Source organism: Bradyrhizobium sp. 2S1, from assembly GCF_011516625.5.
Taxonomy (GTDB): Bacteria; Pseudomonadota; Alphaproteobacteria; order Rhizobiales; family Xanthobacteraceae; genus Bradyrhizobium; species Bradyrhizobium septentrionale.
The window spans coordinates 1,014,773-1,038,737 of the sequence record NZ_CP147717.1 but is presented as its reverse complement, the minus strand read 5'-3'; the positions used below and the strand labels follow the sequence as shown (position 1 = coordinate 1,038,737).

The following is a 23,965-nucleotide window of genomic DNA, read 5'->3' as shown; positions in this document are numbered from 1 at the left end:
ATCGCCCGACTTGATCGGGCGATCCAGTATCCCAGAGACCCGAGTTTGATCCGAGAAGCCGCGGCGTACTGGATCCCCGCCTTCGCGGGATGACGAGCGAGGCTCGCTGCTACGACCGCGGCAGGGGATGACCCGTCCGTTTGTGTTTCGTTCTCCCGGCGCAGGCGGTATCACTACCCCATGACATCGCAGCCGATTCGCTCTCCCGTCCGCATCATCGGTATCGATCCGGGTCTCCGCCGCACCGGTTGGGGAGTGATCGAGACCGAAGGCAATCGTCTCGTCTATATCGCCTGCGGCTCGGTCGAGCCGCCGGATGATGTGCCGCTGGCGAACCGGCTGCTCGCAATCCATGAGGGGCTGGCCGCCGTGCTCGGCGACTACAGGCCGGCGGAGGCGGCGGTCGAGCAGACCTTCGTCAACAAGGACGGTGTCGCCACGCTGAAGCTCGGGCAGGCCCGCGGGGTCGCCATGCTGGCGCCCGCAATGTTTGGTATCTCGGTCGCCGAATACGCACCGAACCAGGTCAAGAAGACCGTGGTCGGCGCCGGACACGCCGAGAAGAACCAGATCCAGGTGATGCTGAAGATCCTGTTGCCGAAAGCCGAGCCGCGGTCCGCCGACGCCGCCGACGCGCTCGCGGTCGCGATCACCCACGCCCATCACCGCCAGAGCACCGCGCTGCGGCTCAGGGTGGCGAGCCTATGAGGGACTCTTCTGACGTATCGCGAAGTGAGGAGAGCACACTGGTTGGGCTCCCTCCCCCCTTGCGGGGGAGGGTTGGGGAGAGGGGTAAGCCCCGGGCGACGGTGCGCGATGTGCGACGACGAGGCATCAACGAAGCGCGCGAGACAAGTGAGTGCGGTGCGAGCGTTGTTATGCGTCAGCCAACTGAGCAAGCGGCACCCCTCTCCCTAACCCTCCCCCGCAAGGGGGGAGGGAACCCTTCCGCTGGTGCCTCCCTCACCGAAGTCGAAACGATCGTGCGAGCCACGAGCGCCGAACTTGGGGGGGCGCGATGATCGGCAAGCTCAAGGGCCTGATCGACTCCTACGGCGAGGACTATGTGATCCTCGACGTCGGCGGCGTAGGCTATCAGGTGCATTGCGCGAGCCGCACATTGCAGGCGCTGCCGTCGCCGGGGAGCGCGGCCGTGCTCTCGATCGAGACCTATGTCCGCGAGGATCAAATAAAACTGTTCGGCTTCCGCTCGGATCTTGAGCGCGAATGGTTTCGCCTGTTGCAGACCGTGCAGGGCGTCGGCGCCAAGGTCGCGCTCGCGGTGCTCGGCACGCTGCCGCCGACCGATCTGGCCAACGCGATCGCGCTGCGCGACAAGGCGGCGGTTGCGCGCACGCCGGGGGTCGGGCCGAAGGTCGCCGAGCGCATCGTCAGCGAACTGAAGGACAAGGCGCCGGGCTTCGCCGATGTCGATCCCGCAGTGGTGCAGCTGTCAGGCGCGATCGACAACAACCGCGCGCCGCGTCCGGTGACGGACGCGATCTCCGCGCTGGTCAATCTCGGCTACGGCCAGCCGCAGGCCGCCGCCGCCATCGCCGCCGCCTCCCGCAGCGCCGGTGAGCAGGCCGAGACCGCGCAGCTGATCCGGCTGGGCCTGAAGGAATTGTCGAAGTGAGTGGTGGATACTCGCGCGAGCCGTTCCTAACCTCGCCCCGCTTGCGGGGAGAGGTCGGATCGCGCAGCGATCCGGGTGAGGGGGTACAGGTCTCTCCATGCGCATCGCCGGGCCGAGAGAGCCCCTCACCCCGACCCTCTCCCCGCAAGAGCGGGGCGAGGGGGAACTACCAGCCTCGTGTTAGTCTCGCATCATGAACACGCCGTCGCGCATGGTCTCGCCCGAACGCCGCTCCGATGATGTCGGCGACACTGCGATGCGTCCGCAGTCGCTGACGGAATTCGTCGGCCAGGCCCAGGCGCGCAAGAATCTCTCGATCTTCATCGAGGCCGCGAAGAAGCGCGGCGAGGCGCTCGATCACGTGCTGTTCGTCGGTCCCCCCGGCCTCGGCAAGACCACGCTGGCGCAGATCGTCGCGCGCGAGCTCGGCGTCGGCTTTCGTGCCACCTCGGGTCCGGTGATCGCGAAGGCCGGCGATCTCGCGGCGCTGCTCACCAATCTGGAAGAGCGCGACGTGCTGTTCATCGACGAGATCCATCGCCTGAGTCCGGCGGTGGAAGAAGTGCTCTATCCCGCCATGGAGGATTTTCAGCTCGACCTGATCATCGGTGAGGGCCCGGCGGCGCGCTCGGTGAAGATCGAGCTGTCGAAATTCACTTTGGTCGGCGCGACGACGCGCGCGGGCCTGCTCACCAATCCCTTGCGCGACCGCTTCGGGATTCCGATCCGGCTGAATTTCTACACCGAGGACGAGCTGGAGAAGATCGTCACCCGCGGCGCCCGCGTGCTCAACATCGGCATGAGCCCCGACGGCGCCAACGAGATCGCGCGCCGCGCCCGCGGCACGCCGCGCATCGCCGGCCGCCTGCTGCGCCGCGTGCGCGACTTTGCCTCCGCGGCGGACGCCGACGCCATCGACCGCGGCATCGCCGACCGCGCGCTGAGCGCGCTCGAGGTCGACAGTGCCGGGCTCGATGCGATGGACCGGCGCTATCTCACCACCATCGCCCTGAACTATTGCGGCGGGCCGGTTGGCGTCGAGACCATGGCGGCGGCACTGTCGGAGCCGCGCGATGCGATCGAGGACATCATCGAGCCCTATCTGATCCAGTGCGGTTATCTGCAGCGTACGCCGCGCGGAAGGCTGCTGACCTCGCATGCCTTCCGTCATCTCGGCCTCGCCGAGCCGAACCGCGATCCCTCGCAGTTCGGCCTGTTCGGCAACAATGGCGACGAGGACTGAGCTGCTCCCGAAGTCGTGAAAAGACGTGTTGATGCAGTGCATCGCGCTGCCGGGTAACCTTGCCCGCTAACCCTTGCAAGGTCTCTGCAGGCCGTCTGCACAAACGCGGCCCAATTCCGCTCCAATCAAAGGGCTTATGATTGGTCGGAGCGTTTCCAGGAAGCGTCAGGCATCACCGATCAAACGTCCATGATTTCACGTCGTCATTTGCTTCGCGGGTTCGGCGGATTGACCGCCGTCACCGCCTCGACCGCGGCCTACGGCCTGAGCGAGCCGGTCGTCCGGCTCACCCTCACGCGTTACGATCTGTCGCCGCGGCAATGGCCGGCGGACTTTCCGCTCAAGATTGCCGTGCTCGCCGACATCCACGCCTGCGATCCCTGGATGTCGCTCAATCGTATCGAGACAATCGTCGAGCACACCAATGCGTTGAACGCCGACATCATCGTTTTGCTTGGCGACTATGTCGCGGGGCTGCGTCACGTCACGCGCTTCATTCCGGCCTCCGAATGGGCTGCGGTGCTAAAGGGCCTGAAGGCGCCGCTCGGCGTGCATGCCGTGCTCGGCAATCACGACTATTGGGAAGACAAGGCGGTACAGCGTCTGGGGCAGGGCACACCGGTCGCGCGCCGTGCGCTGGAGCGGGCCGGCATCCCGGTCTATGAGAACGACGTGGTGCGGCTCGTCAAGGACGGCCGTGCGTTCTGGCTCGCCGGCCTTGGCGACCAGCTCGCCTATCTGCCGGCGCGGCGCTATCGCGAGGTCCGGCGCATCGGCGTCGACGATCTCAACGCGACGCTTGCAAAGGTCACCGACGACGCGCCGGTGATCCTGCTCGCGCATGAGCCCGACGTTGCGCTTCGCGTGCCCTCGCGCGTCGCGTTGCAACTGTCGGGCCACACCCATGGCGGCCAGATCCGGCTGCTCGGCTGGTCGCCGGCGGTGCCGGTCAAGCATGGCATGCGGCTCGCCTATGGCCATCTGAAGCTGAAATGCGACGTCGTCGTCTCCGGCGGCCTCGGCTGCAGCATCATGCCGTTCCGCCTCGGCGTGCCGCCCGAGATCGTGCAGGTGACGCTCGGCGCCAAGGGGCCGGTGGTGTCCTGACGAGCCCGGCCGTGCACTCACAAAGGCGCGGACGTCGGCGTTTGGAGATCAGGGTGCATGGGAAGTTCCTTGAAACGCGGCATCCTTTAGCGAGGTACGCACGTTCGTCACCCAAACGGGTGTTGTGCACCCACGCCGACCTCGGCGCGTGACAACAGCAGCCCGCTCCTGTAAAAACATTAAGCCCGATGCCGCGGGAAGGAGGTGCCCTGTGAAACGCAGGATGACAGCCGTCCTGCTGGCGGACGTCGTTGGCTACAGTCGGCTCATGTCGACCGACGAGGACGCCACACACGTGATGCTGGCCGAATGTTTCGGCGGCCTGATCGAACCCAAAGTTTCCGAGCATGGTGGTCGCCTTATTCGATCCAGCGGCGATGGATTGCTTGTCGAATTTGGCAGCGCTCTGGATGCCGTACGTTGCGGTATCGAAATTCAGCAGGAATTGAGCAAGCGCAATGCCGGTGCCGCCCCCGAGCGCCGCTTCCAAATGCGCATCGGCGTAAATGCCGGCGACGTCATTTTCGACGAGCGCGATATCTACGGAAACAGCGTCAATATTGCAGCACGGCTGGAAACTCTCGCCGAGCCGGGCGAGCTATTTGTTACCAATACCGTTCGGGATCAGCTCCTGGGTCATCCGAATCTCGCATTTGAGGACAGGGGCCGTCACCGGGTCAAGAACATTGACCCTCCGATTCAGGTCTTTCGGGTCACCCAGGCCCAGGAGCAAGACAAATCTCTCCTGGGGCGAATGCGTCTCGCCGCGCGCCGAGTTATCGCGCTTCCTCCGATGCGTCGTCCGGTGGTCGCTGCATTTGCTGTCTTACTAGCCATCGCGACGATTGTGGGCACAGTGCCGCTTTGGCATGGCCAAAAAGCGCAGTCTGCTCAAGCTTCCATCATGGTCATGCCGTTTCGCAGCATGAGCAATGATCCGCAGGAGGGCTATTTCGCCGACGCGGTCACCGATGATCTAACCACGCACCTTTCCCGCTTGGCTGATACCGTGGTGATTGCGCGTGCAACGGCTTTCACTTACAAAGGGAAAGATATCGACCCTCGACAAATCGGACAGGACTGCGACGTTCGATATCTCTTGGAAGGCAGCATCCGGAAAGTCGGTACCAAGGTGCAAGCTAACGCGCACCTGGTAGATGCGCGTTCCGCCACGGCTATTTGGGCGGATCAATTTGATACGGATGTTACAGACCTTTTCGAATTGCAGGAAGTTGTAACTGGTCGAATCGCATCGTCACTCGGACTTCAACTGGTCAAGGCCGAGAGCCGTCGACGTAATCGATCGGGAGATTCCAATGCGATTGATATGAGGTTACGCGCCATGGCTATTCTCATTGAATCGATTACTCCGCAGCACAATCTTATCGCACGCAAGTATCTTCAGGATTCTCTGCAGCTCAGCCCGCAATCGGCCATCGCCTGGAGCCAACTGGCAGATGTCTTGATGCGTGACTATTTGAATCGCTGGAACGAAGCTGCTGGAACGGATTCCAACGCACGAATTGAGCTGCTGAGCCAGGCCGAGCACGCGCTGCAACAGGCATTCAGTCTCGACCCGACCATTGCTCTGAGCCACATGGATGATGGCTTTATTCGCCGTGCGAAGGGGGATCATCAAGGAGCCCTGGACGCTTTCGAACGGGCGCTTGCCCTCGATCCCAATCTTGCCCTCGCATATGCTCAAAAGGCCAATCAACTTGTCCTGACGGGGCGTCCCAAGGAAGCGCCTCCGCTGGTGTTGAAGGCGATCAGACTCAGTCCTCGCGATCCTGCCAGGAGTGTATTTTCCTGGGTCCTGGGGCGCGCGTACTTCGCGATGGGAAACTACGACGATGCAATTGTCTGGCTTCGTAGAGCGGTTGAGGAGAGACGCACGGTTTGGTTCAGTCGCGCGCATTTGGTGAGCGCCTTTGCGCTGGCCGGAAAGCAAACCGAAGCGGTCGACGAGCTGAATGATTTCAACAGCGCGCTGCCGGGTTACACACTGGCGCGTATCCGCGACATCTATTCCCAGGAAATTCCAAATCAGCATCTGGCGTTTCAGAGTACCTTGAATGAACTCTTCAAGGGATTGCAGCAGGCGGGAATGAAATAATCGCAGTCGATCGACAAGGTCGGCTCATCGGTACTCATTTCGCTCGCGGCGCAACGAGCGCCGTCCAGCGCAGCACCCGAGGGATGATTGCGGGTAGGGTGCCGGGCGGACATCTCTGCATGTGGTCGCTGGTGCGGTGCTCCGCCATATCAAGCCTGCACGCTCAGCTAAGCCCGAATTTGAGGATTTGACCAGCCGATATCAGGAGACATCCAATGCTTCAGATATCATGTCGGAAACTTTGCACTGTGGTGTCAGTTGGCGCCTTGTCGGCAGTGTTCGCTTCGGCGCAACCAATCTCGTCGCCGGTGCATGCGAAGACTCTCATTGCGCTGATGCATTCCGATCTGCGCATCCTCGACCCGGGCTTCACCGGGGCGTATATCACGCGCGATCACGGCTACATGATCTTTGACACTTTGCTCGCCACCGACTCCAGCTTCAAGATCCAGCCTCAGATGGCGGATTGGAAGGTCTCCGACGACAAGCTCACCTACACCTTCACCCTCCGCGACGGACTTAAATGGCATGACGGCAGCCCGGTCACCGCGGAAGACTGCGTTGCGTCGCTCAAGCGCTGGAGCAAGAACGAGACCATGGGCCAGACGCTCATGGACTTCACAGCCAGCATTGAGGCCACTGACGACAGAACCATCACGCTGAAACTGAAAGAGCCTTACGGGTTGGTGCTGGAATCGATTGGAAAACCTTCATCGATTGTTCCGTTTATGATGCCCAAGCGTCTGGCCGAAACGCCGCCGGGCCAGCAAATCAAGGAGCAGATCGGCTCCGGTCCCTTCAAGTTCGTTCAGTCTGAATTCCAGCCTGGCGTAAAGGCCGTCTATGAGAAAAACACGGACTACGTGCCGCGCAAGGAGCCGCCGAACTGGACGTCGGGCGGCAAGGTCGTGAAGGTCGATCGGGTCGAATGGATCAGGATGCCAGATGCACAGACCGCCGTGAACGCGCTGCAATCCGGCGACATCGACTTCGTGGAGAATATTCCCTTCGATCTCGTGACGAAGTTGGCGGCCAACAAGGACTTGAAGCTTGAGACCCTGGACAAGCATGGCTTCCAGATCGTCGGACGCATGAATTTTCTTTACCCGCCGTTCGATAACGTGCTGGTGCGCCGCGCGGCGTTGCTGGCGCTGAACCAGAAGGACGTGCTGGACGCATTGGTTGGCAATTCAGAATACTACCGGGTATGTGGCGCGGTTTTCGGTTGTGACACGCCGCTGGCCACCGACGCCGGCTCGGATTCGCTGGTGAAAGGCAATGGCATCGCACACGCGACGAAGCTCCTTGCCGAGTCCGGCTACGACGGCACGCCTGTTGTGATCATGGCGCCCGGTGACGTCCTGGTTTTCAAGGCACAGCCGATCGTCGCGGCGCAACTGCTGCGTAGGGCTGGGTTCAACGTGGACCTCCAGGCGACCGATTGGCAAACAGTGGTCTCCCGTCGCGCTAGCCAGAAGCCGCCCAAAGAGGGCGGTTGGAACTTGTTTTTCACCAACTTCATCATTGCCGATGTGGTGGACCCCGTCGTCAACATATTGGTCAACGGTCGAGGCAGGAACGGTGGTTGGTTTGGTTGGCCGGAATCGGCCCGGCTCGAAGCGCTGAAAGACCAGTTCGCGCGTGCATCCACGCCGGCCGAGCGGAAGAAGATCGCCGCAGATATCCAGGCGGTCGTCTATGACCAGGTGATCTATGTCCCCCTCGGGCAATGGCGCGGGGTCGGCGCGTGGCGAAAATCGCTCTCAGGCGTGCTTGACGGCCCTGCCACGCCGATCTTCTGGAACGTCGACAAGTCGGAGTGAAGCACGGATATTATGGTTCCGTGTTCGTTTCACGATGAGGCAATCGAAGTTGGTTGCGGCCGTCGTTACGTGGGCCGTTGATCAAGGGCTACATTGCATTCTATTTGGTAGAGACGGATCGGATCGTGATCGTTCGCGTTCTCGACGGTCGCGGAGATATTGAGCGAGAGTTTTCCAGATGACCTTACCCCATATCGACGGCGCGATCCGCGATGGCCGCCACCATATGCAGGTCCGCGTCTATTACGAGGACACCGACTTTTCCGGGATCGTCTACCACGCCAATTATTTGCGCTTCATGGAGCGCGGGCGCACTAATCATCTCCGGTTGATGGGCGCCGAGCAGAACGCGCTGTTCGAGGAGGCCGAGGCGGAGACCGGCGGCTTTGCCTTTGTCGTGCGCTCGATGACGCTCGACTTCCTCAAGCCCGCGCGGATGGACGACATGCTCGACATCGTGACCTGGCCGATCGCGGTGAAGGGCGCCTCGATCATGCTCGCGCAGGAGGTCAGGCGCGGCGATGACGTGCTTGTGAAGGCACAGGTGCGTGTTGCCTTCGTCAGTCAGGGCAGGGCACAGCCTATACCGAAGAGCATCCGCACACTGATGAAGGCCGATATGGCCTAACTATTGACCGATCGGAAATGCCCCATCGACTCTGCGCGGCGGGGCGATAGATTTGCGCGACAAACAACCGCGAGGGATCGCCGATGTCACGTCCGCCGCTGCCGCCTTTCACCCGCGAGACCGCCGCGCAGAAGGCGCGCATGGCGGAGGATGCCTGGAATTCGCGCGACCCCGTTCGGGTTGCCGGCGCCTATACAGAGGACAGCCGCTGGCGTAACCGCTCCGAGGTGTTCGGGGGGCGCGAGGCGATCGTGGCATTCCTGACCCGCAAATGGGAGAAGGAGCTGGAGTATCGCCTGATCAAGGATCTCTGGGCGTTCGACAACAACCGCATCGCGGTGCGCTTCCAATACGAATGGCACGATGCGGGCGGCAACTGGTTTCGCTCCTACGGCAACGAGCAGTGGGAGTTCGACGAGCACGGCCTGATGCGCCGCCGCGAGGCCTCGATCAACGACATCGCGATTGCGGAGAAAGACCGCCGCTTCCACTGGCCGGCGCCCGGCCCGCGTCCGGCCGATGTGCCGGGGTTGGCGCAGGAGCCGTTTTGATCGGCTCTTCGTAGCCCGGATGAAGCGAAGCGAAATCCGGGGAAGGGCTCGCCCGGTTGCAAGACCGTCCCGGATTTCGCTTGCGCTGCATCCGGGCTTCTGTAACGGGCCTTTGTAAGTCAATCCCTTTTTGCGTGATCCACTCGCCGGGCACTTGCTTCTGTACGGGATCGGCGCGAAGGCCGTCGCCTGATGGGGTGCATTGAGGAGCCGGCCGGCCAATCTACGGAAGCGTGGTTGTGAGCCACTTCCCGGATGGCGGCCTGACCGGATCCATCGTCCCGGCGCAGGGACCTTCGCTCAGGGAGAGCCTGGTGTCGTGGCCCGCCCAGAACCGATTGCTGCTCCTTGCTTAGGTTGCCGAGGCCTTGGCCATCGGGTTGAACGGTTTGGCGTCGGCGAGCATGCGATGCAGAACGACGGCGAGCTTGCGTGCGAGCGCCACCTTGGCCTTGCGCAGGCCTGCGCGCCGGGCGATCCGCATCGCCCAGCCTTTCAGCGCCGAGCAGTTCCTGACCGGCTTGGTCAGCATGACGTGAGCCGCTTGATAGAGCGCCTCGCGCACGGAGGCATCGCCGATCTTGCTGATGCGGCCGGTATAGTGTCATTCGGCCTGCAATATTGACCCCCTAAGCCGGGGGATCGGCGTCCAAAATTGACCCCCTACAGATTGATCTGTTGCGCTGCCTGCTTTGGAACGAAGCAGGTGGTGGGGGATGCTGATCGTGGAGACAATTGCCCGGATCCGGCGCGAGCACTTCATCAAGGGCAAGACGATCAAGGAGATCGCCCGTGACCTGAAGGTGTCGCGGAACACGGTCCGGAAGGTGCTGAGGTCGGGAGAGACCTCCTTCGAGTACGAGCGGCAGGTGCAGCCGCGGCCAAAGCTGGGACGATGGGCAGTAGAGCTTGACGGATTGCTGGCGGCGAACGCGGCCAAATCGGCTCGTGAACAGCTGACGTTGATCCGGATCTTCGAAGAGCTGCGCGGCCGCGGCTACGACGGCGGTTACGATGCCGTGCGGCGTTACGCCAGGCGGTGGAGCAAAGAACGCGGGCAATCGACCGCGGCGGCTTATGTCCCGCTGAGCTTTGCCCCAGGCGAAGCCTACCAGTTCGACTGGAGCCACGAGGTGGTCTTGCTGAGCGGGACCACGGTGATGGTGAAGGCCGCCCATGTCCGGCTCTGTCACAGCCGCATGCTGTTCGTGCGGGCCTATCCGCGGGAGACGCAGGAGATGGTGTTCGACGCCCACGACCGGGCGTTCGCTCTGTTCAAAGGCACCTGCACCCGCGGCATCTACGACAACATGAAGACCGCCGTAGAGACGATCTTCGTCGGTAAAGGGCGTCTCTACAATCGCCGCTTCCTGCAGATGTGCAGCCACTATCTGGTCGATCCGGTCGCCTGCACGCCGGCGTCGGGCTGGGAGAAGGGGCAGGTCGAGAACCAGGTCGGGCTGGTCCGGGAGCGCTTCTTCACGCCGCGGCTGCGGTTCAAAAACCTCGACGAGTTAAACGCCTGGCTGCTCGACAAATGCATCGCCTACGCCAAGGCTCATCGCCACCCGGAGCTGGTCGATCAGACGATCTGGGAAGTGTTCGAAGCCGAGCGTCCCAAGCTCGTTCCCTATGCCGGCCGCTTCGACGGCTTCCATGCGGTGACGGCATCGGTCTCGAAGACCTGCCTGGTGCGCTTCGACAACAACAAGTACTCGGTCGCAGCCAGCGCAGTCGGACGGCCGGTCGAAGTCCAGGCTTATGCCGACCGCATCGTGATCCGTCAGGATGGACGCATCGTTGCCGAGCACCCGCGATCCTTTGGCCGCGGCGAGACGACCTATGATCCCTGGCACTATGTGCCGGTGCTGGCTCGCAAACCCGGTGCCTTGCGCAACGGCGCTCCCTTCAAAGACTGGGTGCTGCCGGCCGCGATCGAGCGGATCCGGCGCAAGCTTGCCAGCACCGACGATGGCAATCGGCAGATGGTCGACATCCTCACCGCGGTGCTGACTGACGGTCTGTCCGCGGTGGAAGCGGCCTGTGCCGAAGCGCTCGGTCATGGCGTCCATTCCGCCGATGTCGTGCTCAACATCCTGGCCCGTCAACGTGAACCCGCCCCACCGGCCAACATCATGACGCCGGCCGCACTGACGCTCCGTCATGCACCGATCGCCGATTGTGCCCGCTACGACAACCTCCGGAGGACCATCTGATGGAACGAACCCAAATCTTCGACCTCATGGGCGAGCTCAAGCTCTACGGCATGAAGGCTGCCTTCGACGAGATCATGGCAACTGCCGTCAAGCGCCAGCACGAACCTCAGCGCATTGTCGGCGACCTGCTTAACGCCGAGATCAACGAGAAGCAGGCCCGCTCGATCAAATACCAGCTGACCATTGCCAAGCTGCCGCTTGCCAAGGACATCGCCGACTTCCAGTTCGACGGCACGCCGATCAATCAGACTCTCGTCAATGATCTCGCCAGCGGCGGCTTCATCGCCCAGCAACGCAATGTCGTGCTGGTTGGCGGCACCGGCACAGGCAAGACCCACCTGGCCATTGCCATCGCCAGAAGCTGCATCCGATCCGGTGCCCGCGGCCGCTTCTTCAACGTAGTCGACCTCGTCAATCGCCTCGAGACCGAGACCCGCAACGGACGGCAAGGACGGCTCGCCGAGCATCTGACCCGGATGGACTTCATCGTGCTGGATGAACTCGGCTATTTGCCCTTCGCCCAGTCCGGTGGCCAGCTCCTCTTCCACCTCGTCAGCCGGCTCTATGAGCGCGCCTCCGTCATCGTGACGACCAATCTCGCCTTCGGCGAATGGCCGAGCGTGTTCGGCGACGCCAAAATGACCACAGCGCTGCTCGACCGATTGACCCATCACTGCGACATTGTCGAGACCGGCAACGATAGCTGGCGGTTCAAGAGCCGAGACGACGATCACGCCACCCGCGCTCGTCTCGCCTCCGCTATCCCGGCCAGCTCCGACGAGACGAGCGCTACCAGCAAAGCCCGCCGCACGAAGGGGTCAAAATTGGACGCCGATGAGGGGTCAAATTTGCAGGCCGATTGACAGTATAGTCGGTTTCGCCCGATTGGTACTTCTTCGGGGTGAGGCCAAAATGCGCTCCCGTCGCCTTCGAGGACCGGAAGCGCTTCGGGTCGTCGACCGCCGAGGCGTAGGTAAGCGCCACGATCGGGCCGACGGACGGTGTCGTCATCAGGAGGCGGGCTTGAGGGTGCGACCTGGCGAGCTTTTGGGTGTGCTTATCCAGGCCATTGAACTCGCGCCGCAGCACGGCGTGGGCTTCGAGCAGCGCCTGTGCCACGATCTCAAGTCCGGGATGGCCCGCTACGAGCTCCCGGATGCGTTCGGCGAACGTGCGCTCGGTGGTCGTGCCGACCTTCAGACCGAAGCCGCGGAGCACGCCGCGCAGGCTGTTCTCGATGTCGCGCAGCTTGGACTGCAGCAGCTTGCGTGCCGTCAGAACCGCCCGCGTCTCTTGCGCTTCGATCGACTTGCAGTGCACCGGCCGGAACCAGCCCAGCCGCATCAGTTGCGCGATCCCGCGGGCATCGTTGCGGTCCGACTTCACCGGCATCGCCTTGAAGGCATCGCGGACGTGCCGTGTCTCCAACAGTTCGACTGCCAGGCCCGCATCCCGCATCGCTGCGTAGAGCCATTGCGACAGCGGACCAGCCTCCAGCCCGATCCGTTCCAGCACCAACCCCAGCGACCGCAACCAGGTGATCAAGGCCTCCGGCTCACTCGCAACCCTCGCCTCGCGCAAAATCTTACCTGTCCCATCGACAAGGCAGACGCTCGAGCATTCCAAAGACACGTCGATTCCTGCATAGTGGTACATGGTCGTCCCTTAATGATGCTTGGAGCGGGCTTGCCCGACTCCGTTTATTGACACCATCAGTTTGAGGGACGACCGCCTTCCAACCAACAGGCCGCTCGCGAGCGCGCTTCCAAATCGCGCCGTAGCGAGCGGGCGGCCGGCCCGTTACCCCATCTACTTACTTCACCTCGCCCCGCTTGCGGGGAGAGGTCGGATCGCATCGCAAGATGCGAGCCGGGTGAGGGGGTACAGGTCTAACCTCGTTCACAACATGTGGAAGCAGCCCCTCACCCCAACCCTCTCCCCGTGAAGAACGGGGAGAGGGCGCGCAGTGTGCCCTACGCTGCCGCCTTGTGCCGCGCGATCTCGGCCTTGTAGAGCTCGAACTCCTCCGCGACCGCCTTTGCGACTGATGGCCGGGTCCGCAGCCGCTCGTAATAGGCCTTCAGCGCCGGCCATTTTGCCAGTTCGATCGGCGGCGTCGCCATCGTCCAGTTGATGACCGTGACGAGATAGGCGTCAGCGACGCTGAAATGATCGAGCAAATAGTCGCGGCCCTTCAGATGGTTCTCGACATAATCGAGCCGCGAGACGTATTTCTCCAGAGCGTAGCTCTTGGCGTCCGGCGGCGCCTTCTTGTCGAGCAGCGGCAGGAACAGGCCCTTGTGCAGCTCGGTGCCGATGAAGCACAGCCATTGATGCAGCCGTGACCGCTCGGCATTCGATGCGGTGCCGAGGCCGGCGCGCGGGAACTGGTCGGCGACATATTGCAGGATCGCGGCGTTCTCGGTCAGCACCACGCCTTCATCGGTGCGCAGCGTCGGCACCAGGCCGAGCGGATTGACCTTGTTGAAGTCGGAGCCGTCGTTGCGCACCTGCTTGGTCTTCGGATCGACCTCGAGATAGTTGGCCGGCTGGCCGGCCTCATAGAGCGCGACGCGGGTCGCCATCGAGCAGGCAAGCGGCGAGAAATAAAGGTCCATTGGTGCCTCCTTGGGGCGTCTGGCGCGGGTGTCCCGGCCGTTGTTGATTTTTGTACTGTCTTGGATAATAATTGCTGCGTCAAGGAATTTAATGCGAAATGGTACAAAAAAGTAAGAAGCCGCCATCTGCTGCCAAAATCGAGGCGCCGGTCGCACCGAAGCGCCGCGGACGGCCGCGCGCCTATGAGCCGGATGTCGCGCTCGGCAAGGCGCTCGATCTGTTCCGGCGCGACGGCTTTGCCGCGACCTCGCTCGACGATCTCAGTGCTGCGACCGGCATGAACCGGCCGAGCCTCTATGGCGCGTTCGGCGACAAGCGCGAGCTCTACATCAAGAGCTACCAGCGCTATCGCGACGACGCGCGCGCCGCGATGGTCGACATCTTCCGCGCCGAGGCACCGCTGCGCGAGCGGCTCGAGCGCATCTACCGCATCGCGCTCGACATCTATCTCTCCGGCGAGTCCGGCCCGCGCGGCTGCTTCACGGTGATGACCGCGGCGTCTGAGGCGGTGTCGGATCCGGGCATCCGCAGCATGGTGGTGGAGGGCCTGACCGAGCTCGACAAGGCGTTCGGCATCTGCTTCCGCCATGCCAAGGAGCGCGGCGAGCTGGCTGACGGCGCCGATCCGGCCGCGCTGGCGCACCTCGCTTCCGCCACCATCCACACGATTGCGATTCGTGCCCGCGCCCGGGTGCCGCGCAAGGAGCTCGAGGCGATCGTGAAGGGCGCCGTCGACGTGATGTGCGGGCCGAAATAGCGGCTCGCGAAATTTCCTCCGCAGCAAATGTCGGGCGCTGGTTTTCCCGCCCGTCCTCCGTAAGGTGCCCTCACTCACGGAAGCGGAATCTCATGGGAAAAGTCAGGACTTCAACATTCACGGTCTCGATCGACGGATTTGGCGCGGCGCTGCGCCAAAGCCTCGAACATCCATTCGGCGAGGGCGGGCTGGCGCTGCCCGCCGCCTGGCTGTTCGAGACGCGGGCCTTTCGCGCGATGACCGGCCAGGATGGCGGGACGACCGGGCTCGACGACGAGATCGCGCGCAAGTCGATGGAGAATATCGGCGCCTGGATCCTCGGCCGCAACATGTTCGGCCCGATCCGCGGGCCATGGCCGGATCATTCCTGGAAGGGCTGGTGGGGCGACAATCCGCCGTACCACACGCCGGTGTTCGTGCTGACCCATCATGCGCGGCCCGACATCGAGATGGAAGGCGACACCACGTTCCATTTCGTGACCGACGGCATGCTTGCCGCATTGGAGCGGGCGCGCGCGGTTGCGGGGGACAAGGACATCCGCGTCGGTGGTGGTGTCTCGGTGGTGCGGCAATTCCTGCAGGCGCGTCTGCTCGACGAATTGCAGCTGGTGCTGCCGCCGGTCGTGCTCGGCGCCGGCGAGAGCCTGTTCGCGGGCCTCGATCTGCCCGCTCTCGGCTATGCCGTCGTCTCGCATGTCGCGAGCCCGTACGCCACGCACGTCACCTTCGCGCGCAAGTCCTGAACCGCTCACGCCTGCGTCAGCCGCACGAATCCGCCGTTGACGTGGGCGCCGTTTGGTCGTACTTAACCCAAAGGTTATTTAACCAATGAGCTAAGTAGATGCTGCCCGACCCCCTCAGTTCGACATTCGCGGCGCTGGCCGATCCGACCCGGCGCGCGATCCTGGCGCGGCTCGCGCTCGGCGAGACCTCGGTGATGGAGCTGGCAAAGCCGTTCGACATGAGCCTGCCGGCGATCTCCAAGCATCTGAAGGTGCTCGAGCATGCCGGCTTGATCGCGCGCGGGCGCGAGGCGCAGTGGCGGCCGTGCCGCATCGCGCCCGACTCGTTCAGGAAGGTCGATTTCTGGCTCGGGAATTTCCGCCGCTTCTGGGACGAGAGCTTCAACCGCCTCGACGGCCTGCTCGAGGAGATGAAGGCGGAGGAGGCCGCGAAGGCCGCTCCGCGCGCCATCCGTGAAGTCAGAGTAAAAAAGGAGAAGCAACGTGGACGCACGCGTGGATAAGACGCTGAGGATCACCACCCCGTCGGATCTCGAGTTCGCCATGACGCGCCAATTCGACGCGCCGCGGCACCTGGTGTTCGATGCGATGACCAGGCCGGAATATCTGGTTCGCTGGCTCGGCTGCGAGGAGATGGCGATGCCGGTCTGCGAGGTCGATTTGCGGGTCGGCGGCCGCTATCGCTACGTGTTCCGTTCGTCCGATGGTATCGAGCACGTCCTCACCGGCACATTCCGCGAGGTCGTGCGCCCGGATCGCATCGCCTTCGGAGAGACCTTCTCGATGCCAGGCTTCACCAGCGACGAGTACCTAGTCACCTCGACCTTCGTCGAGGCAGCCGGCACGACCACGCTGACCACCACCATTCGCCATCCCACCAAGGAGGCGCGCGACGGCCACCTCAATTCCGGCATCGAGAAGGGCGTCGAGCCTGCCTACGATCGGCTCGCCGAGATCGTCGCCGGGATGGGGTGAGAAGCAGCCTGGGCAGCGGCGAAGGCTGCCCTATCAACCTCGTCGTCCCAGCGAAAGCAGGGACCCATAACCACAGGATTGAGTTGTTGAAGCACGCTGCGGCCACAGCGTAGCGCGCGCAACTGCCATTCGTGGTTATGGGTCCCGGGTCGCGCTCCGCTTGCCCGGAACGACACTGAGTTAGTATCCTCGCCCGCGATCGACCAGGTTCTCCAGCGTGCCGCCGGCCTCGAAGCGCGCGATCTGCTGCGCGACGTATTTCGAGATCTCGTCGGCGTCGGTGTCGGCGGCGTTGTGCGGCGTCAGCACCACCTTGGGATGGCTCCAGAACGGGCTCCCCTCGGGCAGCGGCTCGGTCTCGTAGACGTCGAGCGAGGCTGCGCCCAGCGTGCCGTCGTCGAGCGCGCGCAAAATGTCCGCCTCGTTCTGCAAACCGCCGCGGCCGGCATTGATGATCACGGGTGCGGCGAGCGGGCTGTTGCGATTGAGCTTCGCGAACACGTCGCGGTTCAGCACATGCCGCGTATCCGGCGTCAGCGGCAGCAGGCAGACCAGGATGTTGGTCTCGCGCAGGAACGCAGCCAGCCCCTCAGTGCCGTGGTGGCAGGCGATGCCGTCGATCCGCTTCTCGCTGCGGCTCCAGCCGACGACCCGGAAACCGAGCGCGCGCAGCGCATGCGCCGCGGCGGCGCCGAGCGTGCCGAGCCCCATGATGCCGACGGTGATCGCGCCCGCCGCCCATTGATATTTCGGCGCCCAGCGCTTGGCCCGCTGCGACTCCCGCAAGTAAAGCTCCTGGCGGTGATGCATCAGCACATGCAGCACGACATATTCGGTCATGCGGTCGGTGAGGTCGCCGACCGAAACCCGCACCAGTGGCACGTCGGGCAGCGAGCGATCGGCCATCAGCGCGTCGACGCCGGCGCCGAGATTGAAGATGACGCGCAGGTTCTTGAATGCGGCGAGCTCGCCCGGCTTTGGCTTCCACACCGCGGCATAGTGCACCTCGGCCGGATCGAGCGCGCCGTCCGGCAGCAGCACCACGCGGCGGTCCGGGCAGACGGCGTCGAACCGCGCCTTCCAGCGCGCCGACGACCAGTTTTCCGAGCCACCATTGATCAGCAGCGCGAGTTCGCCATTACCCATCCAGATACCTCCAACGTCAGTGTGATGTACATCACAGAGCGGGTCCGGCCCGCCCCCCAGTCTCCTGCCACCAACAGGGGAGAACTTCCATGCGCAAACTGATCCTGATCCCGGCTTTCATCCTGGCCTCGCTCACCACTGCCCATGCCGGTCAGAGCCGCGGCCTCGTGCTCGCCGCCGCGGATGCGCCCGCCCAGGCGCAACCGGCCGCTGCTGCATCTCAGGCCGACTCCCAGCCGGCCACCTCGCAGGCCCAGCCGGCCGAGGCCTCAAGGCCGCAGGCCTCGCGTCCGGTGAACAGGAGCCACGCCAACCGCCGCGAGAGCGATGAGGCCAAGGCGCGCCGGACCGCCGCCCGCTACGGCGTCACCTGGTAACCGCAGCATCATCGTCGCGGTAGTGACCTGACGCGCCATCGCCGTGCCTCGGCTTTGGTCTGTCGCGGCTCGCCATGCAGCTTCGGCGAAATCCATCGCCGATATCCGGAACCTAAATTTCTTTCACTCCCCCTGTCGGCAGCGGGCATAATCGTTCGTTCTTGCAATGAACGGAGATGCCTTTTCGATGCTGTACGCCATCCTCTGCTATCACGACGAAGACATGGTCGGTTCCTGGAGCAAGGAGCACGACGCCTCGGTCATGCAGAAACTGTCCGTCGTGCAGGACAAGCTCGCCAAGCAGGGCCGGCTCGGCCCGGTGGCCCGGCTGCTGCCGACCACCGCCGCGACCACGTTGCGCAAGGAAAACCCGCCGGTCGTGCTGGACGGCCCGTTCGCCGAAACCAAGGAACAGCTGCTCGGCTTCTATTTGGTCGAGGGCAAGAACCTCGACGAGGTGCTCGACATCGCGCGCGACCTCGGCGAGGCCAATCCCGGCGGCACCTATGAGATCCGCCCGGTCGGCTACTTCAATCAGGGGGGTACGAAGGCGTGAGCATGAACGACACCGCCTGGATCGATGCCGCGCTGACGTCGGCGCGTCCCCAGGCGGTCGGCGCACTGCTGCGCTACTTCCGCAATCTCGATACCGCCGAGGAGGCCTTCCAGAACGCCTGCCTGCGGGCGCTGAAGAGCTGGCCGCAGAACGGCCCGCCGCGCGATCCCGCGGCGTGGCTGATCATGGTCGGCCGCAACGTCGCGATCGACGATATCAGGCGCAGCAAGAAGCAGGAGCCGCTGCCCGACGACGACCAGGCGATCTCCGACCTCGACGATGCCGAGGACGAGATCGCCGAGCGGCTCGACGGCTCGCATTACCGCGACGACATCCTGCGGCTGCTGTTCATCTGCTGCCACAAGGACCTGCCGGCGACGCAGCAGATCGCGCTGGCGCTGCGCATCGTCTCCGGCCTGTCGGTGAAGCAGATCGCGCGCGCCTTCCTGGTCTCGGAAGCCGCGATGGAGCAGCGCATCACGCGGGCCAAGACGCGCGTCGCCGATGCCAATGTGCCGTTCGAGACGCCGGGTGCGGTCGAGCGCAGCGAGCGGCTGGTCTCGGTCGCGGCGATGATCTATTTGATCTTCAACGAGGGCTATTCGGCGAGCGGCGACACCGCCGAAATCCGCTCGCCGTTGTGCGAGGAGGCGATCCGGCTGGCCCGCCTGCTGCTGCGGCTGTTCCAGAGCGAGCCCGAGATCATGGGGCTGACGGCGCTGTTGCTGCTGCAGCATGCCCGCGCCGCCGCGCGCTTCGATGCGGACGGCCAGGTCATCCTGCTCGACGACCAGGACCGCAGCCTGTGGAACCAGAAGCTGATCGCCGAGGGCCTCGCCTTGATCGACAAGGCGATGCGCCACCGCCGCAGCGGGCCCTATCAGGTGCAGGCGGCGATCGCAGCGCTGCACGCCCGCGCCGAAAAGCCCGAGGATACCGACTGGACCCAGATCGATCTGCTCTACGGCGCGCTCGAGGTGATGCAGCCGTCGCCGGTGATCACGCTCAATCGCGCGGTTGCGGTCTCCAAGGTGAAGGGGCCTGAGGCCGCGCTCGAGATGATCGAGCCGTTGGCGCCGCGGCTTGCCAACTACTTCCATTATTTCGGCGTGCGCGGCGCCTTCCTGATGCAACTCGGCCGCAACGAGGAGGCCCGCATCGCCTTCGACCGCGCCATCGCGCTCGCCAACACCACCGCCGAAGCCGCCCACATCCGCATGCACATCGACCGCCTGATGCGCGACAGCAAGCCGCGCAATGTGAAGGCGAAGTAGTCTCATCCACATCGCCGCACGCACGCTGCACCTCTCCCGCTTGCGGGGGAGGTCGTATCGCATCGTAGATGCGATACGGGTGGGGCTCTCACCTCAATAGGACTCGTGGTGAGACCCCCACCCCAGCCCTCCCCCGCAAGCGCAGGGCTGTCCGGGGAAATTCAACCATAGCAGAGTTCCATCTGGTTGAGGGGCGTTCTGCATTTGCGGCGGCTAGGGTTGATTGGCGGAGGCTTGTCGATGCTGGCGAAGGCTCGCCGGGTGAACAGGAACTGGCTGACGAGTTCGGCGAGCCTGAGCGGCAGCATTTTGATGCAGTTGGTCCGCGCGGCAATGCGCAACAGTAGGTAGGCAATCATCGCAGCAAGCACTTGCAGGCGGATTGCATTGTCGTTGGTGCCGAGGAACTTGCGGATGTCGAGGTGCTGCTTGATCCAGCGGAACAGCAGTTCGATCTGCCACCGGCTCTTGTAGAGGGCGGCGATCTCGACGGCCGTTCGGGTCGTATCGTTGGTGAGAAGCGTGATCACGCCGCCGTTCTCCCGCCTGACCTTGATGCGCCGCAGCGGTATCGGCAAACGCGAGTCGCCCTTACTGGTGAGCTTCACCTCGTCGTCGACGATGATCCTGAAGCCGCCCCCCTTGCTGTTGCGGATGGTGCGATGCCTGACCGCGCGTAGCCGGATGCTCGTCTTCGGCCGGGTCACGAAGAAAGCCTTGCTATCATTGATCTTCTGCCACCAGTCGAAACGGCAATATCCCTTGTCGAACACGTAGGTTGTGCCGGCCTGGATCGGAGTCTGGCGACCGATCTCGATATCGTTGACGTTGGCAGCCGTCACCTCGACGCACTTCGGGATATCGCCCTTGGGATCGTAGACCACGTGCAGCTTCATGCCGCGGATGCGGCCGTTCCACACCGCCCAGGTGCAAACTTTGCCAAGCGGGATCGGACTGGCGTCGATCAGGCGCACCATCTCCTTGCCTTCGCCCCGCAACTGCCGGCTTGCCATCGCCGACAATCGTGCAAAGGTTTGCGCAAAAATGCTGGACGGGCGGCGGGTATTGGCATCCGACCGCGTCGAGCGGGACAACCTGCCGGTGCCCAGATGATAGTGATGCTGAGGATTGGCGTTGAAGCCGGTCACCACGGCGCGCAGGCTGTTGTTCCCGCTCAACTGCGCATAGATCAGCGCTACCAGGTGATCCCAGCTCTTGAACGACTTGTCGTAGGCATCCCCGTCCAGACGATCCACAGCCGTCTGAAACTGCCGCCGATTGATCGGTTCAAGCAGCCTACTAAAAATGCTATCGCGAAATCGCATGCTCGGCCTTCTGTGTCTCGACAACCAGAAAAGACCGATTTGCCTCGGTTTTGCCGAGCATGCACCGCGACACAGTGAATCATTCCCCGGACAGCCCTGCCGCAAGCGGGAGAGGGAGCCGCGGTCCCGCCGCGGTCGCGGTATGACCGCATCTCATCGCGCTCTCCCAGAAAAATCTTCACCGCCCCTGTCGGCCGCACATCACCCCGTTCGTCATGAAGGCAGAGCATCACCACACATTGGGGAGCAAGCCATGCCGACGATCGTCGACGCCGAAATCTCAAAGCCCGCCCGCATCACCGGCCGCGTCATGAGCGGCGTGGTCGTCCTGTTCCTGCTGTTCGACGGCGCGATCAAGCTGGTGCCGCTGTCGGTCGTTACCGAGACCATGGACAGGATGGGTTACGGCGCGAGCGATACGCTGGCGCGCAGCCTCGGCATCATCACCATCGTCTGCACGCTGCTGTACTCGGTGCCGCCGACCTCGATCCTCGGCGCCATCCTGCTCACCGGCTATCTCGGCGGCGCCATCGCATCGCATGTGCGGATCGATAGTCCGCTGTTCACCCACACGCTGTTCGGGCTCTATCTCGGCCTGATGGTGTGGGGCGGGCTCTATCTGCGTGACGGCAATCTGCGCGCGCTGCTTCCGTTTCGCCGCTAGCTAGCCCACAGCCAATTGACTTACCGACCATCAGTCGGTAAGTGCCGACGCGTAGTCGGTAAATTCATCCACCTGGAGACCGTCATGTTCGAGACCATTGCCATCATCGCCGTCATCCTTGCGCTCGCGATTGCCGTTATCCTGATCCTCGCAGCGACCAAGCCGGGCACGCTCCGGGTGACGCGTGCGATCAGCATCGACGCGCCGGCGGAGCGGGTGTTTCCGCTGATCAACGATTTCCATCAGTGGACGGTGTGGTCGCCCTACGAGAACCGGGATCCGGACATGAAGCGCATCTATAGCGGCGCCGAGCGCGGGCACGGTGCGGTGTATGCCTGGGATGGCAACAAGAATGTCGGCGCCGGCCGCATGGAGATCCTGCAGTCCTCCGCGCCGTCGAAGATCGTCATCAAGCTCGATTTCATCAAGCCGTTCGAGGGCCACAACACCGCGGAATTCACAATGCTGCCGCAGGGAGATGCGACCAGCGTCACATGGACCATGTATGGTCCGGCCGTCTTCATGTCGAAGGTGATGCAGGTATTCATGAACCTGGATCGCATGATCGGCAGGGATTTCGAGATCGGTCTCGCCAATCTGAAGAAGCTGACGGAAAAATAGAGAGCGTTTTCGAACGAAGTGGTTACCGGTTTGCGTGAAGAAAACGCGTCAAAACGAGAATCTATCACAGGGAGCATGTCATGCAGGTCAACCCCTATCTTTCCTACGACGGCAACTGCGACGCCGCGCTGAAATTCTACCAGACGGTTCTCGGCGCGCAGATCGAGGAGACCTTCCCTTACGGCGAGGGCAATGCGGAGATGCAGACGCCGCCCGGCTGGAAGGACAAGATCATGCACGCCCGCCTCACGATCGACGGCGAGATCATCATGGCCTCCGACGCCCCGCCCGGCCACTTCCAGAAGCCGCAGGGCTTCCACGTCGCGCTGCAGGTCGAGGATCCCACTGATGCTGAACGCCGCTTCAAGGCGCTGTCCGAAGGCGGCACCGTCACCCTGCCGTTCGGCAAGACCTTCTTCTCCAACGGTTTTGGCATGTGCGTCGATCAGTTCGGCATCCCCTGGATGGTGAACTGCCCGCAGCAGATGTAGGCCGGGAAGTCTTCATCCCGGCGTGCTTTCTATCACCGTCATCCTGAGGTGGCCGCTCCTTCAGCGGCCCTCGAAGGATCGACGGCCCGGCTGGTGGCCGTTCATCCTTCGAGGCTCGCAAGGGCTCGCACCTCAGGATGACGGGTTTGGGATCGCGGAGTGGGCATGACGCAGACGTGCCTTTGCCCATTCTGCAAGCTACAGATTCTCACCTGCACCGCGGATAGATGGCCGCCAGCTCGCGGCCGCGCAGCAGCAGCAGGTGTGAGGTCAGGCCGCCGCGGCGCACGATCCAGCTGCGCACCGGCGCCGGATAGGCTTCCAGCACAGCGACGGAGGCTTCCGGCTCCGCATAGGTCCGGCCGCGCTGGTCGATCGAGCGCGCGGCATGAAAGCCGAGCACCGCGCGGCGCGTCACGCAGATGCGGTCGCCCGGCACCATCGAGAGCACCAGCGTGCACGCCGACAGGCACGGCCCGTCGATCACCACGCGCTCGCCCGACTCGCGCACCTTGTCGAACAGGTCGATGAACGGGCCGACCTGCCCGCCGGGGCTGGCAAGGATGCGAACGTCGGCCTGTGCGCAGGAAACCGTTGCACAGAGAGCTGCCGCTGCGACAAGTGCCTTCATGAACGCAATCCCTGCCGCCGATGCGATCAAGGGTTCGCCGCATCGGATATCGCAAGGCTCGCGCCGGAATGGGGCATCGTCAAGACCGATGCCCGTTCCGCGACGGCAGTCGATTCAGGCTGCCCGGTTCTTGAGCGCGCCCACGATCGCAGTGAGCACCGCGCCGGCAACGCCGCCGCCGGCGACCTGTCCGATGATGCTGCCGATGTCAGGCGCAGCGCCTGAATTGGCGAGCAGTGGGATCAGCATGCCTAGCAGCTGTCCGCCGGCGCCGCCGCCGATGGCGCCGGCGATGGTGTTGCCGAGCGTGCCGAGGTCGATGTTCTTGGCCGCTCCCGCCGCGACATTGCCGCCGACGGCTCCGCTGATGATTTGAATGATCAGATTGATGAGAACACCCGACATGACGTGATTCTCCCCGGTATCTGGTTTCAGCATGGCCGAGGCGCCGGCCGGCGCCCGCCGA

24 protein-coding genes and 3 pseudogenes are annotated in these 23,965 nt (G+C 63.6%); 20 read left to right on the top strand and 7 right to left on the bottom strand.

Features of this window, described 5'->3' with window-relative positions; all coding sequences use genetic code 11:
* Positions 1-180 precede the first annotated feature (180 nt).
* From ruvC to HAP54_RS04975, 8 genes are all read left to right on the top strand, one after another.
* A complete protein-coding gene (gene ruvC, locus HAP54_RS05010) occupies positions 181-708 on the top strand; it encodes a crossover junction endodeoxyribonuclease RuvC (protein ID WP_166298964.1) in 528 nt (175 codons plus the stop codon).
* A 310-nt stretch (positions 709-1,018) separates the two neighbouring features.
* A complete protein-coding gene (gene ruvA / locus HAP54_RS05005; protein WP_166298963.1) occupies positions 1,019-1,636 on the top strand; it encodes a Holliday junction branch migration protein RuvA in 618 nt (205 codons plus the stop codon).
* Positions 1,637-1,829: 193 nt separating this feature from the next.
* Positions 1,830-2,879: a Holliday junction branch migration DNA helicase RuvB gene (gene ruvB, locus HAP54_RS05000; RefSeq protein ID WP_166298962.1), complete on the top strand. Its 1,050-nt coding sequence runs from the start codon at positions 1,830-1,832 to the stop codon at positions 2,877-2,879.
* 189 nt (positions 2,880-3,068) lie between these two features.
* Positions 3,069-3,986 (top strand): metallophosphoesterase, encoded by a 918-nt coding sequence (locus HAP54_RS04995; RefSeq protein ID WP_166298961.1) that lies wholly within the window; start codon positions 3,069-3,071, stop codon positions 3,984-3,986.
* Positions 3,987-4,209: 223 nt separating this feature from the next.
* Positions 4,210-6,102, top strand: a complete 1,893-nt coding sequence (locus HAP54_RS04990; RefSeq protein WP_166298960.1) for an adenylate/guanylate cyclase domain-containing protein — start codon at positions 4,210-4,212, stop codon at positions 6,100-6,102.
* Positions 6,103-6,317: 215 nt separating this feature from the next.
* Positions 6,318-7,925, top strand: coding sequence for an ABC transporter substrate-binding protein (locus tag HAP54_RS04985; RefSeq protein WP_166298959.1), 1,608 nt, complete (start codon positions 6,318-6,320; stop codon positions 7,923-7,925).
* A gap of 178 nt (positions 7,926-8,103) precedes the next feature.
* The gene (gene ybgC / locus HAP54_RS04980; protein WP_166298958.1) at positions 8,104-8,553 is read left to right on the top strand and encodes a tol-pal system-associated acyl-CoA thioesterase; all 450 of its coding nucleotides are present in this window, start codon (positions 8,104-8,106) and stop codon (positions 8,551-8,553) included.
* Between the two features lie 83 nt (positions 8,554-8,636).
* Positions 8,637-9,104: a DUF1348 family protein gene (locus HAP54_RS04975; RefSeq protein WP_166298957.1), complete on the top strand. Its 468-nt coding sequence runs from the start codon at positions 8,637-8,639 to the stop codon at positions 9,102-9,104.
* A gap of 352 nt (positions 9,105-9,456) precedes the next feature.
* On the opposite strand, the pseudogene HAP54_RS04970 reads toward HAP54_RS04975, so the two are convergent.
* Positions 9,457-9,705, bottom strand: a pseudogene (locus HAP54_RS04970) (IS110 family transposase); the annotation flags it as partial.
* 115 nt (positions 9,706-9,820) lie between these two features.
* On the opposite strand from HAP54_RS04970, the pseudogene istA reads away from it, so the two are divergent.
* Together istA and istB are read left to right on the top strand one after the other, a co-directional pair.
* Positions 9,821-11,311 (top strand): annotated as a pseudogene (istA, locus tag HAP54_RS04965) (IS21 family transposase); the annotation flags it as partial.
* 8 nt (positions 11,312-11,319) lie between these two features.
* The gene (gene istB / locus HAP54_RS04960) at positions 11,320-12,183 is read left to right on the top strand and encodes an IS21-like element helper ATPase IstB (protein ID WP_166294386.1); all 864 of its coding nucleotides are present in this window, start codon (positions 11,320-11,322) and stop codon (positions 12,181-12,183) included.
* A gap of 1 nt (position 12,184) precedes the next feature.
* Here istB and HAP54_RS04955 read toward each other — a convergent pair.
* Positions 12,185-12,976, bottom strand: a pseudogene (locus tag HAP54_RS04955) (IS110 family transposase); the annotation flags it as partial.
* 317 nt (positions 12,977-13,293) lie between these two features.
* Entirely contained in the window at positions 13,294-13,938 is a 645-nt protein-coding gene (locus HAP54_RS04950; protein WP_166298956.1) for a glutathione binding-like protein, read from the bottom strand.
* Between the two features lie 98 nt (positions 13,939-14,036).
* Between HAP54_RS04950 and HAP54_RS04945 the strand changes: the two genes are divergently transcribed.
* The 4 genes from HAP54_RS04945 (at position 14,037) to HAP54_RS04930 (ending at position 16,414) form a co-directional block, all read left to right on the top strand.
* Positions 14,037-14,696 (top strand): TetR/AcrR family transcriptional regulator, encoded by a 660-nt coding sequence (locus HAP54_RS04945; protein ID WP_029077580.1) that lies wholly within the window; start codon positions 14,037-14,039, stop codon positions 14,694-14,696.
* 92 nt (positions 14,697-14,788) lie between these two features.
* Positions 14,789-15,439 (top strand): dihydrofolate reductase family protein, encoded by a 651-nt coding sequence (locus tag HAP54_RS04940; RefSeq protein ID WP_166298955.1) that lies wholly within the window; start codon positions 14,789-14,791, stop codon positions 15,437-15,439.
* Between the two features lie 98 nt (positions 15,440-15,537).
* Positions 15,538-15,942 (top strand): ArsR/SmtB family transcription factor, encoded by a 405-nt coding sequence (locus HAP54_RS04935; RefSeq protein WP_166298954.1) that lies wholly within the window; start codon positions 15,538-15,540, stop codon positions 15,940-15,942.
* The gene (locus HAP54_RS04930) at positions 15,923-16,414 is read left to right on the top strand and encodes an SRPBCC domain-containing protein (RefSeq protein ID WP_210297577.1); all 492 of its coding nucleotides are present in this window, start codon (positions 15,923-15,925) and stop codon (positions 16,412-16,414) included. The genes HAP54_RS04935 and HAP54_RS04930 overlap by 20 nt, the downstream gene beginning before the upstream one ends.
* A 180-nt stretch (positions 16,415-16,594) precedes the next feature.
* On the opposite strand, the gene HAP54_RS04925 is transcribed toward HAP54_RS04930, so the two are convergent.
* Positions 16,595-17,560, bottom strand: coding sequence for a 2-hydroxyacid dehydrogenase (locus tag HAP54_RS04925; protein ID WP_166298953.1), 966 nt, complete (start codon positions 17,558-17,560; stop codon positions 16,595-16,597).
* An 89-nt stretch (positions 17,561-17,649) separates the two neighbouring features.
* Between HAP54_RS04925 and HAP54_RS04920 the strand changes: the two genes are divergently transcribed.
* From HAP54_RS04920 to HAP54_RS04910, 3 genes are all read left to right on the top strand, one after another.
* The gene (locus tag HAP54_RS04920; RefSeq protein WP_166298952.1) at positions 17,650-17,937 is read left to right on the top strand and encodes a hypothetical protein; all 288 of its coding nucleotides are present in this window, start codon (positions 17,650-17,652) and stop codon (positions 17,935-17,937) included.
* A gap of 187 nt (positions 17,938-18,124) precedes the next feature.
* The gene (locus HAP54_RS04915; protein WP_166298951.1) at positions 18,125-18,493 is read left to right on the top strand and encodes a YciI family protein; all 369 of its coding nucleotides are present in this window, start codon (positions 18,125-18,127) and stop codon (positions 18,491-18,493) included.
* On the top strand, positions 18,490-19,767 hold the full coding sequence (locus HAP54_RS04910) for an RNA polymerase sigma factor (RefSeq protein WP_166298950.1): 1,278 nt from the start codon (positions 18,490-18,492) through the stop codon (positions 19,765-19,767). Before HAP54_RS04915 ends, HAP54_RS04910 begins: the two co-directional genes overlap by 4 nt.
* 161 nt (positions 19,768-19,928) lie before the next feature.
* On the opposite strand, the gene HAP54_RS04905 is transcribed toward HAP54_RS04910, so the two are convergent.
* Positions 19,929-21,092 carry an IS4 family transposase gene (locus tag HAP54_RS04905; protein WP_166298949.1) on the bottom strand — a complete coding sequence of 388 codons (1,164 nt, stop codon included), beginning with the start codon at positions 21,090-21,092 and terminating at the stop codon, positions 19,929-19,931.
* A gap of 253 nt (positions 21,093-21,345) precedes the next feature.
* On the opposite strand from HAP54_RS04905, the gene HAP54_RS04900 reads away from it, so the two are divergent.
* From HAP54_RS04900 to HAP54_RS04890, 3 genes are all read left to right on the top strand, one after another.
* Positions 21,346-21,756 (top strand): DoxX family protein, encoded by a 411-nt coding sequence (locus HAP54_RS04900; RefSeq protein ID WP_166298948.1) that lies wholly within the window; start codon positions 21,346-21,348, stop codon positions 21,754-21,756.
* 84 nt (positions 21,757-21,840) lie between these two features.
* On the top strand, positions 21,841-22,377 hold the full coding sequence (locus HAP54_RS04895) for an SRPBCC family protein (protein WP_166298947.1): 537 nt from the start codon (positions 21,841-21,843) through the stop codon (positions 22,375-22,377).
* Positions 22,378-22,457: 80 nt separating this feature from the next.
* The gene (locus HAP54_RS04890; protein ID WP_166298946.1) at positions 22,458-22,868 is read left to right on the top strand and encodes a VOC family protein; all 411 of its coding nucleotides are present in this window, start codon (positions 22,458-22,460) and stop codon (positions 22,866-22,868) included.
* A gap of 208 nt (positions 22,869-23,076) precedes the next feature.
* On the opposite strand, the gene HAP54_RS04885 is transcribed toward HAP54_RS04890, so the two are convergent.
* Together HAP54_RS04885 and HAP54_RS04880 are read right to left on the bottom strand one after the other, a co-directional pair.
* Complete coding sequence (locus HAP54_RS04885; RefSeq protein ID WP_166298945.1) at positions 23,077-23,499, bottom strand: hypothetical protein; 423 nt, start codon at positions 23,497-23,499, stop codon at positions 23,077-23,079.
* A gap of 114 nt (positions 23,500-23,613) precedes the next feature.
* Positions 23,614-23,904, bottom strand: coding sequence for a hypothetical protein (locus HAP54_RS04880; RefSeq protein ID WP_021080156.1), 291 nt, complete (start codon positions 23,902-23,904; stop codon positions 23,614-23,616).
* Positions 23,905-23,965 lie beyond the last annotated feature (61 nt).

What these genes read in the sequence shown, in the direction of transcription:
- HAP54_RS04990 (WP_166298960.1), top strand. Translation starts at nt 4,210, where the DNA reads ATGACAGCCGTCCTGCTGGCGGACGTCGTTGGCTACAGTCGGCTCATG.
- HAP54_RS04925 (WP_166298953.1), bottom strand. Translation starts at nt 17,560, where the DNA reads ATGGGTAATGGCGAACTCGCGCTGCTGATCAATGGTGGCTCGGAAAAC.
- HAP54_RS04920 (WP_166298952.1), top strand. Translation starts at nt 17,650, where the DNA reads ATGCGCAAACTGATCCTGATCCCGGCTTTCATCCTGGCCTCGCTCACC.
- HAP54_RS04880 (WP_021080156.1), bottom strand. Translation starts at nt 23,904, where the DNA reads ATGTCGGGTGTTCTCATCAATCTGATCATTCAAATCATCAGCGGAGCC.
- HAP54_RS04885 (WP_166298945.1), bottom strand. Translation starts at nt 23,499, where the DNA reads ATGAAGGCACTTGTCGCAGCGGCAGCTCTCTGTGCAACGGTTTCCTGC.
- ruvC (WP_166298964.1), top strand. Translation starts at nt 181, where the DNA reads ATGACATCGCAGCCGATTCGCTCTCCCGTCCGCATCATCGGTATCGAT.
- ruvB (WP_166298962.1), top strand. Translation starts at nt 1,830, where the DNA reads ATGAACACGCCGTCGCGCATGGTCTCGCCCGAACGCCGCTCCGATGAT.
- HAP54_RS04895 (WP_166298947.1), top strand. Translation starts at nt 21,841, where the DNA reads ATGTTCGAGACCATTGCCATCATCGCCGTCATCCTTGCGCTCGCGATT.
- HAP54_RS04900 (WP_166298948.1), top strand. Translation starts at nt 21,346, where the DNA reads ATGCCGACGATCGTCGACGCCGAAATCTCAAAGCCCGCCCGCATCACC.
- HAP54_RS04915 (WP_166298951.1), top strand. Translation starts at nt 18,125, where the DNA reads ATGCTGTACGCCATCCTCTGCTATCACGACGAAGACATGGTCGGTTCC.
- HAP54_RS04890 (WP_166298946.1), top strand. Translation starts at nt 22,458, where the DNA reads ATGCAGGTCAACCCCTATCTTTCCTACGACGGCAACTGCGACGCCGCG.
- ruvA (WP_166298963.1), top strand. Translation starts at nt 1,019, where the DNA reads ATGATCGGCAAGCTCAAGGGCCTGATCGACTCCTACGGCGAGGACTAT.
- HAP54_RS04945 (WP_029077580.1), top strand. Translation starts at nt 14,037, where the DNA reads ATGGTACAAAAAAGTAAGAAGCCGCCATCTGCTGCCAAAATCGAGGCG.
- HAP54_RS04905 (WP_166298949.1), bottom strand. Translation starts at nt 21,092, where the DNA reads ATGCGATTTCGCGATAGCATTTTTAGTAGGCTGCTTGAACCGATCAAT.
- HAP54_RS04985 (WP_166298959.1), top strand. Translation starts at nt 6,318, where the DNA reads ATGCTTCAGATATCATGTCGGAAACTTTGCACTGTGGTGTCAGTTGGC.
- HAP54_RS04935 (WP_166298954.1), top strand. Translation starts at nt 15,538, where the DNA reads ATGCTGCCCGACCCCCTCAGTTCGACATTCGCGGCGCTGGCCGATCCG.
- istB (WP_166294386.1), top strand. Translation starts at nt 11,320, where the DNA reads ATGGAACGAACCCAAATCTTCGACCTCATGGGCGAGCTCAAGCTCTAC.
- HAP54_RS04950 (WP_166298956.1), bottom strand. Translation starts at nt 13,938, where the DNA reads ATGGACCTTTATTTCTCGCCGCTTGCCTGCTCGATGGCGACCCGCGTC.
- HAP54_RS04975 (WP_166298957.1), top strand. Translation starts at nt 8,637, where the DNA reads ATGTCACGTCCGCCGCTGCCGCCTTTCACCCGCGAGACCGCCGCGCAG.
- ybgC (WP_166298958.1), top strand. Translation starts at nt 8,104, where the DNA reads ATGACCTTACCCCATATCGACGGCGCGATCCGCGATGGCCGCCACCAT.
- HAP54_RS04995 (WP_166298961.1), top strand. Translation starts at nt 3,069, where the DNA reads ATGATTTCACGTCGTCATTTGCTTCGCGGGTTCGGCGGATTGACCGCC.
- HAP54_RS04940 (WP_166298955.1), top strand. Translation starts at nt 14,789, where the DNA reads ATGGGAAAAGTCAGGACTTCAACATTCACGGTCTCGATCGACGGATTT.